General features: G+C 71.9%; 16 protein-coding genes and 1 tRNA gene. 9 read left to right on the top strand and 8 right to left on the bottom strand.

Annotated features, from left to right (window positions below):
- Nucleotides 1–46 precede the first annotated feature (46 nt).
- Together A4A78_RS13615 and A4A78_RS13610 are read left to right on the top strand one after the other, a co-directional pair.
- A complete protein-coding gene (locus A4A78_RS13615; RefSeq protein ID WP_062950204.1) occupies nucleotides 47–2,377 on the top strand; it encodes a cation-translocating P-type ATPase in 2,331 nt (776 codons plus the stop codon).
- 44 nt (nucleotides 2,378–2,421) lie between these two features.
- Nucleotides 2,422–2,808 carry a metal-sensitive transcriptional regulator gene (locus A4A78_RS13610; RefSeq protein ID WP_231881053.1) on the top strand — a complete coding sequence of 129 codons (387 nt, stop codon included), beginning with the start codon at nucleotides 2,422–2,424 and terminating at the stop codon, nucleotides 2,806–2,808.
- 43 nt (nucleotides 2,809–2,851) lie between these two features.
- Here A4A78_RS13610 and A4A78_RS13605 read toward each other — a convergent pair whose 3' ends face one another.
- Genes A4A78_RS13605 through A4A78_RS13590 form a run of 4 tightly spaced genes read right to left on the bottom strand, consistent with a single transcriptional unit; the run spans nucleotide 2,852 to nucleotide 6,562 of the window.
- A complete protein-coding gene (locus A4A78_RS13605) occupies nucleotides 2,852–3,745 on the bottom strand; it encodes an SDR family oxidoreductase (RefSeq protein ID WP_062950202.1) in 894 nt (297 codons plus the stop codon).
- A gap of 53 nt (nucleotides 3,746–3,798) precedes the next feature.
- Nucleotides 3,799–5,004, bottom strand: coding sequence for a zinc-dependent alcohol dehydrogenase (locus A4A78_RS13600; protein WP_062950200.1), 1,206 nt, complete (start codon nucleotides 5,002–5,004; stop codon nucleotides 3,799–3,801).
- Nucleotides 5,005–5,036: 32 nt separating this feature from the next.
- The gene (locus A4A78_RS13595) at nucleotides 5,037–6,077 is read right to left on the bottom strand and encodes a cation diffusion facilitator family transporter (RefSeq protein WP_062950197.1); all 1,041 of its coding nucleotides are present in this window, start codon (nucleotides 6,075–6,077) and stop codon (nucleotides 5,037–5,039) included.
- On the bottom strand, nucleotides 6,074–6,562 hold the full coding sequence (locus A4A78_RS13590; protein ID WP_062950195.1) for a transporter substrate-binding domain-containing protein: 489 nt from the start codon (nucleotides 6,560–6,562) through the stop codon (nucleotides 6,074–6,076). The genes A4A78_RS13595 and A4A78_RS13590 overlap by 4 nt, the downstream gene beginning before the upstream one ends.
- Before the next feature lie 270 nt (nucleotides 6,563–6,832).
- Between A4A78_RS13590 and A4A78_RS13585 the strand changes: the two genes are divergently transcribed.
- The 5 genes from A4A78_RS13585 (at nucleotide 6,833) to A4A78_RS13565 (ending at nucleotide 10,152) form a co-directional block, all read left to right on the top strand.
- Nucleotides 6,833–7,072: a hypothetical protein gene (locus A4A78_RS13585; RefSeq protein WP_062950193.1), complete on the top strand. Its 240-nt coding sequence runs from the start codon at nucleotides 6,833–6,835 to the stop codon at nucleotides 7,070–7,072.
- Between the two features lie 48 nt (nucleotides 7,073–7,120).
- Nucleotides 7,121–7,855, top strand: a complete 735-nt coding sequence (locus A4A78_RS13580) for a GAF and ANTAR domain-containing protein (RefSeq protein ID WP_062950191.1) — start codon at nucleotides 7,121–7,123, stop codon at nucleotides 7,853–7,855.
- Between the two features lie 86 nt (nucleotides 7,856–7,941).
- Nucleotides 7,942–8,982, top strand: a complete 1,041-nt coding sequence (locus tag A4A78_RS13575) for a TetR/AcrR family transcriptional regulator (protein ID WP_062950190.1) — start codon at nucleotides 7,942–7,944, stop codon at nucleotides 8,980–8,982.
- Between the two features lie 193 nt (nucleotides 8,983–9,175).
- A complete protein-coding gene (locus A4A78_RS13570; protein ID WP_062950189.1) occupies nucleotides 9,176–9,949 on the top strand; it encodes an ABC transporter ATP-binding protein in 774 nt (257 codons plus the stop codon).
- 129 nt (nucleotides 9,950–10,078) lie between these two features.
- Nucleotides 10,079–10,152 (top strand) — tRNA-Lys (locus A4A78_RS13565).
- A gap of 172 nt (nucleotides 10,153–10,324) precedes the next feature.
- Here A4A78_RS13565 and A4A78_RS17840 read toward each other — a convergent pair.
- Nucleotides 10,325–10,498 (bottom strand): hypothetical protein, encoded by a 174-nt coding sequence (locus A4A78_RS17840; protein WP_156488631.1) that lies wholly within the window; start codon nucleotides 10,496–10,498, stop codon nucleotides 10,325–10,327.
- 553 nt (nucleotides 10,499–11,051) lie between these two features.
- Here A4A78_RS17840 and A4A78_RS13560 point away from each other — a divergent pair.
- A complete protein-coding gene (locus A4A78_RS13560) occupies nucleotides 11,052–11,948 on the top strand; it encodes an NAD(P)-dependent oxidoreductase (RefSeq protein ID WP_062950187.1) in 897 nt (298 codons plus the stop codon).
- A gap of 121 nt (nucleotides 11,949–12,069) precedes the next feature.
- On the opposite strand, the gene A4A78_RS13555 is transcribed toward A4A78_RS13560, so the two are convergent.
- Nucleotides 12,070–12,654: a sugar O-acetyltransferase gene (locus A4A78_RS13555; protein WP_062950185.1), complete on the bottom strand. Its 585-nt coding sequence runs from the start codon at nucleotides 12,652–12,654 to the stop codon at nucleotides 12,070–12,072.
- 29 nt (nucleotides 12,655–12,683) lie between these two features.
- The gene (locus tag A4A78_RS13550) at nucleotides 12,684–13,166 is read right to left on the bottom strand and encodes a GNAT family N-acetyltransferase (protein WP_082835341.1); all 483 of its coding nucleotides are present in this window, start codon (nucleotides 13,164–13,166) and stop codon (nucleotides 12,684–12,686) included.
- A gap of 38 nt (nucleotides 13,167–13,204) precedes the next feature.
- Here A4A78_RS13550 and A4A78_RS13545 point away from each other — a divergent pair, with 38 nt between their 5' ends.
- Complete coding sequence (locus A4A78_RS13545; protein WP_062950183.1) at nucleotides 13,205–13,624, top strand: YchJ family protein; 420 nt, start codon at nucleotides 13,205–13,207, stop codon at nucleotides 13,622–13,624.
- Nucleotides 13,625–13,800: 176 nt separating this feature from the next.
- Here A4A78_RS13545 and A4A78_RS13540 read toward each other — a convergent pair whose 3' ends face one another.
- Nucleotides 13,801–14,277, bottom strand: a complete 477-nt coding sequence (locus A4A78_RS13540) for a hypothetical protein (protein WP_062950181.1) — start codon at nucleotides 14,275–14,277, stop codon at nucleotides 13,801–13,803.
- Nucleotides 14,278–14,345: the final 68 nt, after the last annotated feature.

Here is a 14,345-nt window from a genome sequence, read left to right as displayed (position 1 = left end):
GCCCCTCCCACGACGCGGTCGCAGCCCGCGAGGAAGAAGCCCCAGGATGAGCACCAGAGAGGCCCCGCAGCCGCTCGACGTCGGCATCGAGCTCGAGATCGGCGGCATGACCTGCGCCTCCTGCGCGAACCGCATCGAGCGCAAGCTCAACAAGCTCGACGGCATCAGCGCATCGGTGAACTACGCGACCGAGAAGGCGCGGGTCATGGTGCCGGAGGGCTACGACCCGCAGCAGCTCGTGACCACGGTCGAGCAGGCCGGCTACACCGCTGCCCTCCCCGCCCCGCCGACGGAGCGCTCCGGGTCGGAGGACGAGGGGGAGTCGGAGGATCCCGAGCTGCGCTCCCTGCGCCAGCGCCTGATCGGCGCCGCGCTCCTCACGATCCCGGTGATCGTGCTGTCGATGGTGCCGGCGCTGCAGTTCACGAACTGGCAGTGGCTCGTCCTGACGCTCACCTCCCCCGTCGTGGTGTGGGCGGCCTGGCCCTTCCACCGCGCCGCCGCGATCAACCTCCGCCACGGCGCCGCGACCATGGACACGCTCATCTCCGTCGGCGTGAGCGCCGCCTATCTCTGGTCGCTGTACGCACTGTTCCTCGGCACTGCGGGGATGCCGGGGATGACCCATGAGTTCTCGCTGACGATCGGCCGGACCGACGGCGCGGCGAACATCTACCTAGAGGTTGCGGCGGGCGTGACCATGTTCATCCTGCTGGGCCGCTATCTCGAGAAGCGCTCGAAGCGCCAGGCCGGCGCCGCGCTGCGCGCCCTGCTGGACATGGGCGCGAAGGACGTCGCCGTGCTGAAGGGCGGCGCCGAGGTGCGCGTGCCCGTCGGCGAGCTCGCCGAGGGCGACCTCTTCGTGGTCCGGCCCGGCGAGAAGATCGCCACCGACGGCGTCGTCGAGCAGGGCAGCTCCGCCGTGGACGCCTCGATGCTCACCGGCGAGTCCGTGCCCGTCGAGGTGGGCGAGGGCGACGCCGTCACCGGCGCGACCGTCAACGCCGGCGGCCGCCTCGTGGTCCGCGCGACCCGTGTCGGCGCCGACACCCAGCTCGCCCGCATGGCGCAGATGGTGGAGGACGCCCAGTCCGGCAAGGCCGAGATCCAGCGCCTCGCTGACAGGGTCTCGGGCATCTTCGTGCCGATCGTCTTCGTCATCGCGATCGTCGTGCTCGCCGCCTGGCTGCTGACCGGGAACGGCGCCGAGGCCGCCTTCACCGCGGCCGTCGCGGTGCTGATCATCGCCTGCCCCTGCGCGCTCGGCCTCGCCACCCCCACCGCCCTGCTGGTCGGCACCGGCCGCGGCGCCCAGATGGGCATCCTGCTCAAGGGTCCCGAGGTGCTCGAGTCCACCCGCCGCGTCGACACCGTGCTGCTGGACAAGACCGGCACCGTCACCACCGGGAGGATGACCCTCACCGAGGCGGTCGCCGCCCCCGACACCGACCCGGCCGAGCTGCTGCGCCGCGCCGGCGCCGTCGAGAACGCCTCCGAGCACCCGATCGCCCAGGCCATCGCGCAGGGCGCCGCCGCCCAGGTGGCGGCGGGGGCCGACGGCACCCTGCCCGAGGTGACCGACTTCGAGAACCTCGCCGGTCGCGGGGTGCGCGGCACCGTCGAGGGCGTCGAGGTCCTCGTCGGCCGGGAGAACCTGCTGGACGGCGCCGCGATGCCCGCCGAGCTCGCCACCGCGAAGGCGTCCGCGGAGGCACGCGGCGAGACCGCCGTGGTCGTGCTCTGGGGCGGCGAGGCGCGCGGCGTGCTCGTCGTCGCCGACACCGTCAAGCCCACCAGTGCCGAGGCCATCACCCAGCTGAAGAGCCTCGGCCTCACCCCCGTGCTGCTCACCGGCGACAACCGCGCCGTCGCCGAGCACATCGCGGCCGAGGTCGGGATCGACGAGGTCATCGCCGAGGTCATGCCCGAGGACAAGATCGCCGAGGTCACCCGGCTCCAGGAGCAGGGCAGGACCGTCGCGATGGTCGGCGACGGCGTGAACGACGCCCCGGCGCTCGCCCAGGCCGACCTCGGCCTCGCGATGGGCACCGGCACCGACGTCGCGATCGAGGCCGGGGACATCACCCTGGTGCGCGGCGACCTGCGCTCCGCAGCCGACGCGATCCGCCTGTCCCGTCGTACCCTCTCCACCATCAAGGGCAACCTGTTCTGGGCCTTCGCGTACAACGTCGCGGCCATCCCGCTGGCGGCGCTGGGCCTGCTGAACCCGATGCTCGCCGGAGCCGCGATGGCGTTCTCCAGCGTGTTCGTGGTCGGCAACAGCCTGCGCCTGCGGTCCTTCCGCAGCCGTGCGCTGGATGCCCCGCAGGCGTCGGCCTCCGCCACGCCCGAGAACCGTCAGAAGGCCGCGGCCTGACCGCCCGCTCCGCTCTCCCCGACCGCCCGCCCCAGGAGGACCCCATGACCACCATCGATCCCACGGCCGCCGCCGTCGACGGCAACGCCGAGGCGGAGGCTCCCGTGACGGGCGCCGCGGAGGCCGGTGCCGCCGAGGGCCACGAGCACCATCATGGCTACATCTCCGACAAGTCCCGCTATCTCGCGCGCCTGAAGCGGATCGAGGGCCAGGCCCGGGGCCTGCACCGGATGGTCGACGAGGAGAAGTACTGCATCGACATCCTCACGCAGATCTCCGCGCTGAAGAGCGCGCTGGACGGCGTGGCGATGGGCCTGCTGGACGACCACATGCAGCACTGCGTCCTGGACGCGGCCCGCTCCGGCGGCCCCGAGGGCGAGGAGAAGCTCAAGGAGGCCTCTGCCGCGATCGCCCGGCTCGTGCGCTCCTGACAGGACGGTCCCTGTTCCGCGGTGCGCGTCGTGCGGTCCGCGCTCACGGGGTCGGGCTCCCTCCCGTCACGGCGAGGGTCTCCCCGAGCACGTAGCTGGACTCGGAGGAGGTGAGGAAGACGTAGGCCGGCGCGAGCTCGGTGGGCTGGCCGGCGCGGCCCAGCGGCGTGCTCTTGCCGAACTCCGGCAGCGCCTCCTTGGGCTGTCCGTCGGAGACCTGGAGCGGGGTCCAGATCGGGCCCGGCGCGACCGCGTTGACGCGGATGCCGCGCGGAGCGAGCTGCTGGGCGAGCCCCTTGGTGAAGTTGTTGATCGCCGCCTTGGTGGAGGCGTAGTCCACGAGCGTGGGCGAGGGTTCATAGGCCTGGACCGAGGTCGTGTTCACGATCGTGGAGCCGGCGGGGAGGTGCTTCAGCGCCGCCTTGGTGATGCGGAACATCGCGTGGATGTTGACCGCATACGTGTCCTCCCACTGCTGGTCGTCGATCTCCTCGAGGGACTCGACCGCGATCTGACGACCCGCGTTGTTCACGAGGGCGTCCAGACCGCCGAGCCCTTCCACCGCGTCCTCGACGAGCCGGGGGCAGAACTCGGGATCGGCGAGATCGCCGGGCAGCAGCACGGCTGTGCGGCCGGTCTCCCGGATCACCTCGGCGATGCGCTGCGCGTCCCGCTCCTCCTGGGGGAGGTAGTTCAGGGCGACGTCGGCACCCTCCCGGGCGAAGGCGATCGCGACCGCTGCGCCGATGCCGGAGTCGGCGCCGGTGATCAGCGCGCGACGGCCCTCGAGGCGGCCGGTGCCGCGATAGGACTCCTCGCCCCGGTCGGTGCCGGGGATGAGCTCGGCATCCAGTCCGGGCTCGGGCTGGTCCTGCTTCGGCGGGGTGATGTCGGGGAAGCGCGTGACGGGATTCGTGAAGGTGAGCTGGTCGGCCATGGGTTCTCCTCGGTAGAGGTGGCGGGTCTCCGCGGCGGTGCGCCGGGAGCGGTTCAGGGGGTCGTCGTCGGGGCGGAGGCGATCGTCGGGTCGAGGACGACCTTGATGCAGCCGTCGTGCTTGCGCTGGAAGAGGTCGTAGCCCACGGCCGCCTCCTCCAGAGGAAGCCGGTGGGTGACCAGGTCGCCGACGCCCAGGGGATCCTCGGGGTCCTCGACCAGCGGCAGCAGCGTGTCGGTCCAGACCCGCACGTTGCACTGGCCCATGCGCAGCTGGAGCTGCTTGTCGAACATCGTCAGCAGCGGCATGGGGCTGGCCGCGCCGCCGTAGACGCCCGAGAGGGAAACGGTCCCTCCGCGGCGCACGAGGTCGATGGCGGTGTGCAGGGCAGCGAGCCGGTCCACCCCGGCGCGCTCCATGAGCGGCTGCGCGACCGCGTCGGGAAGCTTGCCGGCGAGGGTCTGGGCGAGACCGGCGACCGGACTGCCCTCGGCCTCCATGCCCACGGCGTCGACGACGGCGTCGGGCCCTCGTCCCTGGGTGCGCTCGCGGATCTCGCCCACGGCGTCCTCGTTCAGGTCCAGCACCTCGATGCCGTGACGCTCGGCCATGGCCCGGCGCTCGGGGACGGGATCGATGCCGAACACGCGGGCCCCCAGGTGACGCCCGATCCGGGCCGACAGCTGGCCGACAGGTCCCAGGCCGATCACCGCGAGGGTGCGGTGCGCCGGAACACCGGCGTACTGCACGGCCTGCCACGCGGTGGGGAGGATGTCGCTGAGGAAGAGGTAGTTGTCGTCGGGCAGCTCGGTGCCGACCTTCATCAGACCGTAGTCGGCGTGCGGCACCCGGAGGTGCTCGGCCTGACCGCCGGGGACCTGGCCGTAGAGCTTCGAGTAGCCCAGCAGCGCGGCTCCCGTGCCGCGCTCGGTCACCTGGGTGGTCTCGCACTGGGAGGGGAGCCCCTGCCCGCACATGGCGCAGTGCCCGCAGGAGATCGTGAAGGGGACCACGACCCGGTCCCCGGGGCGCACCCCGGTCACCTCGGAGCCGACCTCCTCGACGATTCCCATCGGCTCGTGGCCGATGATGTCGCCGGGTGTCATGAACGGTCCGAGCACCGAGTACAGGTGGAGGTCGGAGCCGCAGATCGCGGTGGAGGTGATGCGGACGATCGCGTCGGTGGGCTGCTGGAGGATCGGGTCGGGCACGGTCTCGACGCTCACGTGCTCATTGCCCTGCCAGGTCACTGCTCTCATGGTCCCGCCTTCCGGTGGTGATCTCGGGGTTCTCATTCCACGCTAGGGGGCGCCGTCGGCCCCGTCCGCAGTGTCGACCGAAAGGTCTGCGCAGGCGGCAGCTCGGGAACGGGGGCGATGACGACGTCGTGCACCTTCCAGTCGAGCTCCTCGATCCGATCGCGCAGCGCGGCGATCCGGTCGAGGCTCGGCTCGGTCCCCGCGGCGGGGACCACGAACACCTCGGCATGGAAGACGTGCCCCTCGTCGCGGACCCGGGCCGAGGCCTCCCCCACCCAGAACTCCTCCTCCGCCCGCTCCTCGATCCGGCGCGTCAGCGGATGCGGTGCGGAGTCGTCGTAGGTCCGTGCCTCGGCATCGGTGAGCCCGCCGATCGAGCCGCGGAGGTTCTTCACTCCGTCGCGGAGGATCGAGACGGAGACCAGCAGCGCCGCGGTCGCATCCGCCCACCAGAGTCCGAGCCCCACCCCGAGCACACCGGCGATGGTGGCGACCGCGGTGGACCAGTCGGCCTTGCTCATGTCGGCATCGGCGAACAGCACCTTGTCGTGCAGCGTCTCGGAGAGCGCGAGCTTCTTGTATCCCAAGATCACCGGGCCGATGCTGGTCACTACCATCACGGCGACCATCAGCCAGCCGGACCAGATCGCGTGGCCGAAGAGGACGGTGAGCCCGATCGGCGGCCGTTCGACGGTCACCAGGGTCATCACCGAGTCGATCGCGAGATAGCCGCCCATCGTGAGCAGCGCGATCGCGGCGACCAGATGGGCGACCCCGATCGAGCGGTGGAAGCCGTAGGGGTGCAGGCGGTCGGGCCTCTTGCGGATCCGGCGCGCCGCGACGAGGAAGGCGATCGGGGGCAGCAGCGAGAGCATGTCCTCCGCCCAGGCGGCCCGCATCGCCTGGGACTGCCCCGCGACGAGCGCGACCAGCGCGACGGTCGCCGACATCCAGGCGAGCGTGATCCACTCGAGGCGTCGAGCCCGGCGCAGCGTCTCGCGCTGCTCCTCGCCGAAGGCGTCGTGCCCCGACCCCGTCGCCTCCTCGCCGCCCTCGCCCTCGGAGTCGTTCACAGCTCGCCCCCGCGCTCGGCGAGGAACCGCTCGATGTCGGTCATCAGGGCGTTCTCCCCCGGCTGCACCCCGACGACGATCTTCACCTCGGCGCCGTCGGGCCCCGTCGTCGTGGTGTAGGGGCGGGTCGTGGCGATCTCGGAGGTCCAGGGGACGTCGGAGGCGAGCCCGCCGACGACCACGTCGAGCCGTCCCTCCCCCATCATCGCCGCCAGGGTGTTCTCCCCCGCCGGCACCCATTCGACCTCCGCGTCGATCGTCTCGGCGTAGTCGGTGAGCAGCTCGACCTCGGAGCCGCCGACGGTGCCGTCGTGGGCCACGTCGGTCCAGGGCGGGTTCTCGCTGACACCCACCCGGAGCACACCGTCCCGGGCCCGGTCGAGGGTGCCCTGGGGATCCGCGGGGAAGCCGCCCTGGCAACCGCCCAGGAGCGCCGTCGCCGCCGCGACGAGCAGCAGCGCCGTGGGCCGTCGGGGAATGGTCATGCCCGCGCCTCCGTCTCCTCATGCCCTCCGTGCGCGTCGCCGCGCACCGCTCGTCTCCGCACCGCTGTCCTGTCCCAGGGCGCGACTCGATGAGCTCGACCCTACTCAGCGCGGTCCGCGCCGGGCCGTCCGATCGGTCCACGCCTCCGGCCTGCAGGGGCGCCGTGACCGGTTGACCCTCATGGCGACGGGGCATGGGGTGGGACACGCAGGTGCCGTCCTGACGACGGTGCCGCACGACCGTTCGACGGACGACCGGAGAGAGGGACGATGATGCACCACGCCGAGGGCGGTGGACGGATCACCGGGACGAAGGACGAGAACGACGACCCGATCTGGTTCGCGGAGCAGTGCCCCTCCAACGCCCTGCGGCTGGAGACCTACCGCACCGACGCGGAGGAGGTCGGCGACACCGAGCTCGCCGACCTTTTCGGCAAGGCGCAGAGCGACAGCACGAAGGGTGCGGAGCTCGCCGAGGGCCTGCTGGCACGGCGTCTCGGCGCCCGCTGACCCACCCACCCGCGGCGCGGCCCGCCGCACCCTCCGGAAGGAGGAGCCATGCTCGATCACGCCGAGGACGACCTCTCCCTGAGCACGATGCAGACGCTCCTGCTCGAGAGCGACGACATCCAGGGTTTCCTCCAGGACTTCACCGATCTGCTCGCACGGCAGCTCTCGCTGGGCGGTCCCGAGCGCTGGTGCGCGGTGAGCCTGCTGAGGGATCGCAAGGCCGCCACCGCGGCGTCCTCGAGCCCTCAGGCCCTCGCGCTCGACGAGCTGCAGAACAGCTTCACCGACGGGCCGTGCATCACCGCGATCCGCGAGAACGCCGTGATCCGGGCGGGCGACCTGCGCGACGACGACCGCTGGCCCGCCTACGCCGCCGCAGCGCTCGAGCAAGGGGTCAGAGCCGTGCTCGGCCTCCCCTTCCACCTCGGCGACGAGGCGAAGGCTGGCCTGAACGTGTACTCGGCCACGCCGCACGACTTCGATCCGGCCACGATCGAGTCGATCATGCTCCACGTCGAGCAGGCCTCGAGCGCGCTGCGGCTCGCGGTGCATCAGGCCCTGCACTCCGATGCGGCCCGGGACCTGCGCGCGGCGATGGAGTCGCGCACGGAGATCGACCTCGCGGTGGGGATCCTCATGGGCCGCAACCGGTGCAGCCAGGAGGAGGCCGTCGAGATCCTGAAGACGGCCTCGAACCACCGCAACGTCAAGCTGCGCGACCTGGCGACGGATCTCATCGCCTCCGTCAGCTCCGCACCCCCGACGACGTCGTTCGAGACGTAGGAGCGGTTCGTCCCCGGGTGGGCTAGGCTCCGGGTGAGGTCTAGCAGGAGGCCTCTCCGCCAGCGTGCACGAAACGGCCTCCTCTCATGCCCCACTCCCTCTCCGTGACGGTCCATGTCGATCTGGACCTCCACGAGGTCGTCCTCTCCATCGCCGGATGCCTCACCGCCCGGACCTACGCCTCCGTGCTCCCCGTCGTGGCCCAGGCCCGGGGTCTCGAACCCGCTCCGCGCCTCACCCTGGACCTCCTGGACATGCAGCACATCGACGTCGATGGGCTCCTCCCCCTGCGTCAGGCGATCGACCTCGCCGATCCCGAGCAGGCGGTGCCACTGAGCATCAAGGCACCCGAGACGCTCCCGTCGTGCCCGCTCAGCTCCGCCGCCCCGAGGGCCGACGGCTCGGATTCGCCGTCGCTGCAGCTCCACCAGCGGGCCGGTGCCCCGGCGACCGCTGGATCCGACGATCCCCGACGGCTCCCGTCCGCCGCGTCGAGCCCGACGATCCTCACCGAGCGCTCCCGTCGGGGCATCGCACCGCGCAGCAGGCGGGAGGAGATCCTCGCCGGGGCCGCCGAGATGTTCGCCGAGCACGGCTATCACGGCGCGAGCCTGCGCGACATCGCCGGCCACATCGGGATCTCCCATCCGGGGCTCATGCACCACTTCCCCTCGAAGGACAGCCTGCTCCACACGGTCATCGACTCCCTCGAGGACCGCACGCAGCGGACCCTCGAGGACGTCGAGCGGCTGAGCGTCGAGCCGGAGGCGCTCATGCAGGAGCTCGCGGAGACCTGGCACCCGGGGGCCCTGCACGTGCGGCTGCTGGCCACGCTCGCCGCCGAAGCGGTCAGCGGCGATCACCCGGGACGCTTCCGCATGGCGCGGCTGCGACGCGTGCACGAGAACATCTTCGAGCAGTGCTTCACCGCCTACGGCGAGCAGGGGATGCTGCGCAGGGGCGTCGATCCCGGCTTCGCCGGCAGGGCGCTGCTCGGGCTCGTGCTGAACCTGGCCGTCCGCGAGAAGACGGTGCGGGCGATGCAGGGTCCGACCCATGACGACGGTCCCGTCCAGGAGCTCGCCCGGATGATGCGCTCGTTCCTCTCGAAGGACGTCGTGGGCTGACGTCCGGCCCAGCCGTCGAGGGTCGCCCGCCCTGTCCCTGCCTTTCCCCGCGTGCGTGACCGCGCCCTCCCCCGCCCCGGCCCCGCCGCTGACATCGGCGGCGGGGCCGGACCGCTCCTCGGGCACTCGCAGGGGCGGCCCAGGGGCCGTGACTAGAGTGACCGAGGCCGCTCACTCCGCGAGAAAGTCACCGATGCCTGCACCCACCGCTCTCACCGCCACCGCCCTGCACGCCGGCTACCCCGGCGAGGTCGTGCTCGAAGGAGTGGACCTCGAGCTGCGCGCCGGGCAGGGGCCGCTGGGTCTGCTGGGGGCCTCCGGCGCGGGCAAGACCACACTGCTGGCCACCCTCGCCGGGGAGCACCGCCCCAGCTCCGGCCGTGTCCAGTGGGAGGGCCGGGACGTCTCCCGGCTGCGCGGCAAGGACAAGCGCCGCTTCCGCGCCGCCGTCCGCTTCGTCTCCCAGTACGCGATGACGATCACCGATCCGCGCGAGACCGTCGGCTCCCGCCTCCAGCTCGCCGCGAAGGAGGCCCGCAAGGGCGGCCGCACCCACTCCGTCTCCCCCGCCGAGATGCTGGAGAGCGTCGGGCTCGAGGAGCGGTTCCTCCCGCGCACCATGCGCACCCTCTCCGGCGGCGAGATCCAGCGCGTCGCCCTCGCGACCGCGCTGTCGACCCGGCCCGAGCTGCTCGTCCTGGACGAGCCGCTGACCGCCGTGGACCCCAACACCCGCGCCCGCCTCGCCCGCTCCCTCGGCGCGACCATCGAGCGCCTCGGCATCGGCGCGCTCATCGCCTCCCACGACATCGAGCTGCTGCAGCGGCTGTGCCCCGAGATCGCCGTGCTCGGCCGGGGCCGGATCCTCGCCCGCGGACCGCTGGCCGAGGTCCTCGCCGAGCCCGAGGACGAGGAGATCCGCGAACTCGTCGCGGCCCATCCCGTGGCCGTGCAGCGCTTCGCCTGAGCGCGGCGTCGCCGGCCCCCATGCCCCTGCTCGCTGGCCCTCCTCGACGCCCCTCGCTGTTCCCTCGCTCACAGAACGGCCTCTCGAGTTGGACAGCGGGCGTCGCGGGGGTAAAGTTCTTCTCTGTCGGCGCCATTAGCTCAGTTGGTTAGAGCAGCTGACTCTTAATCAGCGGGTCCGGGGTTCGAGTCCCTGATGGCGCACCCGAGGAAGAAGCCCCACCGGTCACCCGGTGGGGCTTCTCCGTGTCCCGGAACAGTCCGAGGCCGTCGAGGAGGTCCCTCACGGACACGTCATGATCAGGCGCGGCTGATCTGGTCGGCCCTCCCTCAGCGGCCGGGACGTGCGACCCTGCGAGCCCGAGACCGGGCGACGTCAAGGCCGAAGGCCAAGCACGATGCCGAGGGCGGCACCGAGCAGGAGGCCTGCTCCGGCGGTGATCACCACACTGCCGGTGAGGGGCAGCAGGATGCCGATGGACAGCGCGAAGCCGATGATCATTCCGAAGGGCAGCCATGTGGCGTCGAAGGGGCGGCGTTTCTGCGGCATCGTCGAACTCTCCGTTCTGTCGGCTCTCTGCGACGTGATCGACCTGCCTCCGGACGATGGCCTTCACGCGGTGGGCACGTGAGACGAGGAGGCGTGGGGCCGCCGGACATGTGACGAGCCGACGTCCGGGAGAGGCACTGTCCGCGAGCAGTGTCGCAACGCGCATCACGTCGGCAGCGAGAGCGTTCGGGCCGGCTCAGCCTTGTGCTCTCCTTCGACCGTAGGCCGACCGGCGGACGATGCCCAGGCCGTGAACCGAATGGAAGGGCGAGCGGCAGAGCGCCTGCTCCATGCGGCGTCACGCGACCTTCGCACGCCTTCACGCGTCGATGACCTCTCGGATGCCAGCACCGTCCACCCACAGCCCTCCCTCCGCACGGAACGGGAACAGCTCCAGGTCGATCATGCGGTGAAAGGTGAGACCGTCGGACCGATGGTGCCGCCCGAGCCACAGAGACCATCGGCGACGCGGGGACCAGCGCCGGTCCCCTAGACTCATACCTCCCAGGGAGTCGGCGAGGGTCCGGAAGGACCCTCAGCGGAGGAGGTCAGTGTGAGGATCGCGGTCACCGGTGCCACCGGAGTGCTCGGTCAGGAGGCCGTCGAGGCGCTCGTCGCCGCCGGGCACGAGGTCACAGGCATCACCCGCCGCGATTCCGGTGTACCGATCGTCGAGGGCCGCGGCGGTGCCGCCGTGGTCGCCGACGTCTTCGACGCGACCGACCTCGCCCGCGCCTTCCGCGGCCATGACGTCGTGATCAACACCCTCGCCCACGTCCCGGTCGGCATGTCTGGCCTGCGCCCGCTCGCCTGGCGCGAGGACGACCGCCTCCATCTCGAGGCCTCGGTCGCGATCGCGAAGGCCGCCGCCGAGGCCGGGGTGCGCAAGCTGATCCAGGAGTCCTCCGTCTTCCTCTACCCGGACAACGGCACCGACTGGATCACCGAGGACCAGCCGCTGTCCGTGCGCAACCAGGCGTTCCGCCCCCGCGTGCGGGAGATGCGGGCGGCGGTGGACTTCGCGACCTCCGGCCGCAGCGCGGTGGTCCTGCGCCTCGGACAGCTGTTCGGCCGCGACCCGCAGACCACCCATGCGCTGAAGGCCACCCGCGAGGGCGACCCGATCCTGCTGGGCAAGCCGGAGAACTACATCACCCTGCTCCACCACAGCGATGCGGGCCTCGCCTTCGTCGCCGCGCTGCGCGCCGACAGCGGCTTCTACAACGTCGGCGGTGAGCCGATCACCCGCGGCCGCTGGGCGAAGGACCTCGCGATGGAGGCCGGGGTCGAAACGCCGGCGAAGTTCTACCCCGAGATCACGCAGGCGATCGTCGGCACCCGGCTCGAGGTGCAGCGGCGCTCGCTGCGCGTCTCCTCGGTGCGGTTCATGTCCGAGACCGGATGGCGGCCGACGGTGGGCCCGTCCACGAAGGGCTGGTCGCGCCGCTGAGCTGCGCGGTCGTCGGCAGGAGCGCGTGGGCAGGAGTGCGATCGCGCTGCCGACCAACGCCTGATCCTCCCGCCGACCAGCGCCTGATCGCGCCTTCGCCGACGCCGACCGGACCGACCGCTCAGAGCTCGCGGATCACCTTCGCGGGGCTGCCGACGGCGAGGCTGCGCGCCGGGATGTCGCGGGTGACCACGGACCCCGCCCCGATCACGGAGTCCTCGCCGATGGTCACGCCCGGCATGATGATCGCTCCCCCGCCGATCCAGACGTTGTCGCCGATGTTGATCGGCTCCGCCGCCTCCCAGCCGTCCCGGCGCGGCCCAGGCTCCAGCGGGTGGATCGGGGTGAGCAGCTGGATGTTCGGGCCGAGCTGGCAGCTGCGGCCGATGCGGATGTCCACGACGTCCAGGGCCGTCAGCCCGAAGTTCACGAAAGTGCCCTCTCCGATGTGGAGACGGCTGCCGTAGTCCACCTGCAGCGGAGCGCGCACGTGCGCGCCCGCCCCGAAGGTGCCCAGCAGCCCGCGGAGGATCTCCTGCGCCCCGTCGGGGTCGGCGGGGTACTCGCGGCAGAAGCGGTCGGACTCCTCCAGCGCGTGGCGGAAGGCGGCCTGGATCTCGGGGTCGTCGGCGCGGTACCAGTCCCCCGCGAGCATCCGCTCGAGCGGGGTGTGGGGGTCGTTCTCGTCGATCTCGAAGGACTTCATCGTCCCAGGATAGGGAACCTGCGCGGCGCTCAGCGGGGCAGGCGCATGCCGAGGCTGGGGTCCGAGTCGATGAAGCCGAGGGAGCGGTAGAGGTGCTGTCCCGGCGGATCGGCGAGCAGGGTGATGTACGGGTGCGGGGGCGCGGCCCGCTCGATCCGGTCGATGAGGTCCTCCATCACGGCGCGTCCGAGGCCGCCGCGCTGATGGTCGGGGTCGGTGGCGATGTCGGCGAGATGGAAGTACCAGGTGCCGTCGCCGAGGGTGCGGCCCATCGCGGCGAGGCCGCCGTCGGCGGTGCGGATCGTGGTCCAGGCCCAGCTGTTCTCGAGCGCGCCGACCGCCTGCTCCGGGGTGCGGGGGCTGAGCCCCGCGATCTCGCGCAGACGGACGTACTCCTCGTTCCTCGGTGCGGCGTGCTCCAGGCGGTAGCCGTCTGGGAGTGCGGCCGGGCCGGCGGCGCCGGGCCCGTCGTCGGCGCCGCGGGCGGGGCTGTCGGGGTCGCGATCGGTCATGGGGCGATCCTGCCAGGTCCGAGCGCGATACTGGGGCCATGGTCGACTCCCCCGCTCCCCTTCCCGACGACGCCCGCTGCCCCTGCGGGAGCGGTGACGTGCTCGGAGCCTGCTGCGGGCCCGTGCTGCGCCGCGAGCGTCGTGCCCCGACCGCCGAGGCTCTGATGCGCTCGCGGTACACCGCCTTCGCCGTGCGGGACCTCGAGCACCTGCTGCGCAGCTGGCACCCCACCACCGCCCCCTCACGGGAGGATCTCGCCGCCTCGCTCGCCGAGGAGGTGCGCTGGCTCCGGCTCGAGATCCATTCGACGACAGCCGGCGGCCCGTTCGACGACGCAGGCACCGTGGAGTTCACCGCGATCTCGAAGGGGCCGCACGGCCGTGCTGTCCAGCACGAGCTCTCCCGCTTCGTGCGCGAGGACGGGATGTGGCTCTACCTCGACGGTCGGGTGGACTGAGTCCCGACCGGCCGGTCCGCAGCGGGGCGGCGCGGGGCCGTCGGCGGTGTATCGGCTCGTCGGCCGCATGCTGGCCGTGTGCCAGCCCGTCGGCCACGTGCTCATGCCCCCGGACGCGACGGCGCCCCGGACCCGTTCGGGGGTCCAGGGCACCGTGGATGCCTCTCGGCCGGAGGTCAGCTGCCGGCGGCGGCGACCTTCTTCTCGGCCCGCTTCGCGGCCTCCTGCAGGATCGCGCCGAGCTCGGCGGCCTGCTTCTCCGCCTGCTTCGCGCGGGGCAGCGAGGACTTCTTCACGGACTTCGCGGCCTTCTTCGCGGAGCGCTCGGTGCTGCGTCGCGCCTCTTTCATGGCCGCGGCGACCTTCTCGCCCCGCGTCGGCTCGCGACGCGAGCGGGCGACCAGCACCGCGATGCCCGCGCCGAGCACGACCGCGCCGATGACGCCGCCCACGACCACAGGAAGGGTCGAGTCGGACTTCCCGTCACCGGCGGCCGAAAAACCCTTGACCGAGCCGACGAGCTCGTTCTTCCAGCGGGTCACGGCGTTCTTCGGGTTGACGCGGTCGATCAGCTCATCGATGTCGGACGCGAGGTTGTCCTGACGCCGATAGGCCTCGTCGCGCATGTCATCCAGGCTCTTCTTGTCTGCCACCACTGCCTCCGGGTTGATCAGGGTCTGCTGTGCAGATCGTATCGTGATCGAGGGTACGGGTCGGACGA

This window comes from Brachybacterium sp. sponge, assembly GCF_001613775.1.
GTDB classification, from domain to species: domain Bacteria; phylum Actinomycetota; class Actinomycetes; order Actinomycetales; family Dermabacteraceae; genus Brachybacterium; species Brachybacterium conglomeratum.
This window is presented reverse-complemented; position numbering and strand designations above follow the sequence as displayed.

What these genes read in the sequence shown, in the direction of transcription:
- A4A78_RS13615 (WP_062950204.1), top strand. Translation starts at nt 47, where the DNA reads ATGAGCACCAGAGAGGCCCCGCAGCCGCTCGACGTCGGCATCGAGCTC.
- A4A78_RS13610 (WP_231881053.1), top strand. Translation starts at nt 2,422, where the DNA reads ATGACCACCATCGATCCCACGGCCGCCGCCGTCGACGGCAACGCCGAG.
- A4A78_RS13605 (WP_062950202.1), bottom strand. Translation starts at nt 3,745, where the DNA reads ATGGCCGACCAGCTCACCTTCACGAATCCCGTCACGCGCTTCCCCGAC.
- A4A78_RS13600 (WP_062950200.1), bottom strand. Translation starts at nt 5,004, where the DNA reads ATGAGAGCAGTGACCTGGCAGGGCAATGAGCACGTGAGCGTCGAGACC.
- A4A78_RS13590 (WP_062950195.1), bottom strand. Translation starts at nt 6,562, where the DNA reads ATGACCATTCCCCGACGGCCCACGGCGCTGCTGCTCGTCGCGGCGGCG.
- A4A78_RS13585 (WP_062950193.1), top strand. Translation starts at nt 6,833, where the DNA reads ATGATGCACCACGCCGAGGGCGGTGGACGGATCACCGGGACGAAGGAC.
- A4A78_RS13580 (WP_062950191.1), top strand. Translation starts at nt 7,121, where the DNA reads ATGCTCGATCACGCCGAGGACGACCTCTCCCTGAGCACGATGCAGACG.
- A4A78_RS13575 (WP_062950190.1), top strand. Translation starts at nt 7,942, where the DNA reads ATGCCCCACTCCCTCTCCGTGACGGTCCATGTCGATCTGGACCTCCAC.
- A4A78_RS13570 (WP_062950189.1), top strand. Translation starts at nt 9,176, where the DNA reads ATGCCTGCACCCACCGCTCTCACCGCCACCGCCCTGCACGCCGGCTAC.
- A4A78_RS17840 (WP_156488631.1), bottom strand. Translation starts at nt 10,498, where the DNA reads ATGCCGCAGAAACGCCGCCCCTTCGACGCCACATGGCTGCCCTTCGGA.
- A4A78_RS13555 (WP_062950185.1), bottom strand. Translation starts at nt 12,654, where the DNA reads ATGAAGTCCTTCGAGATCGACGAGAACGACCCCCACACCCCGCTCGAG.
- A4A78_RS13550 (WP_082835341.1), bottom strand. Translation starts at nt 13,166, where the DNA reads ATGACCGATCGCGACCCCGACAGCCCCGCCCGCGGCGCCGACGACGGG.
- A4A78_RS13545 (WP_062950183.1), top strand. Translation starts at nt 13,205, where the DNA reads ATGGTCGACTCCCCCGCTCCCCTTCCCGACGACGCCCGCTGCCCCTGC.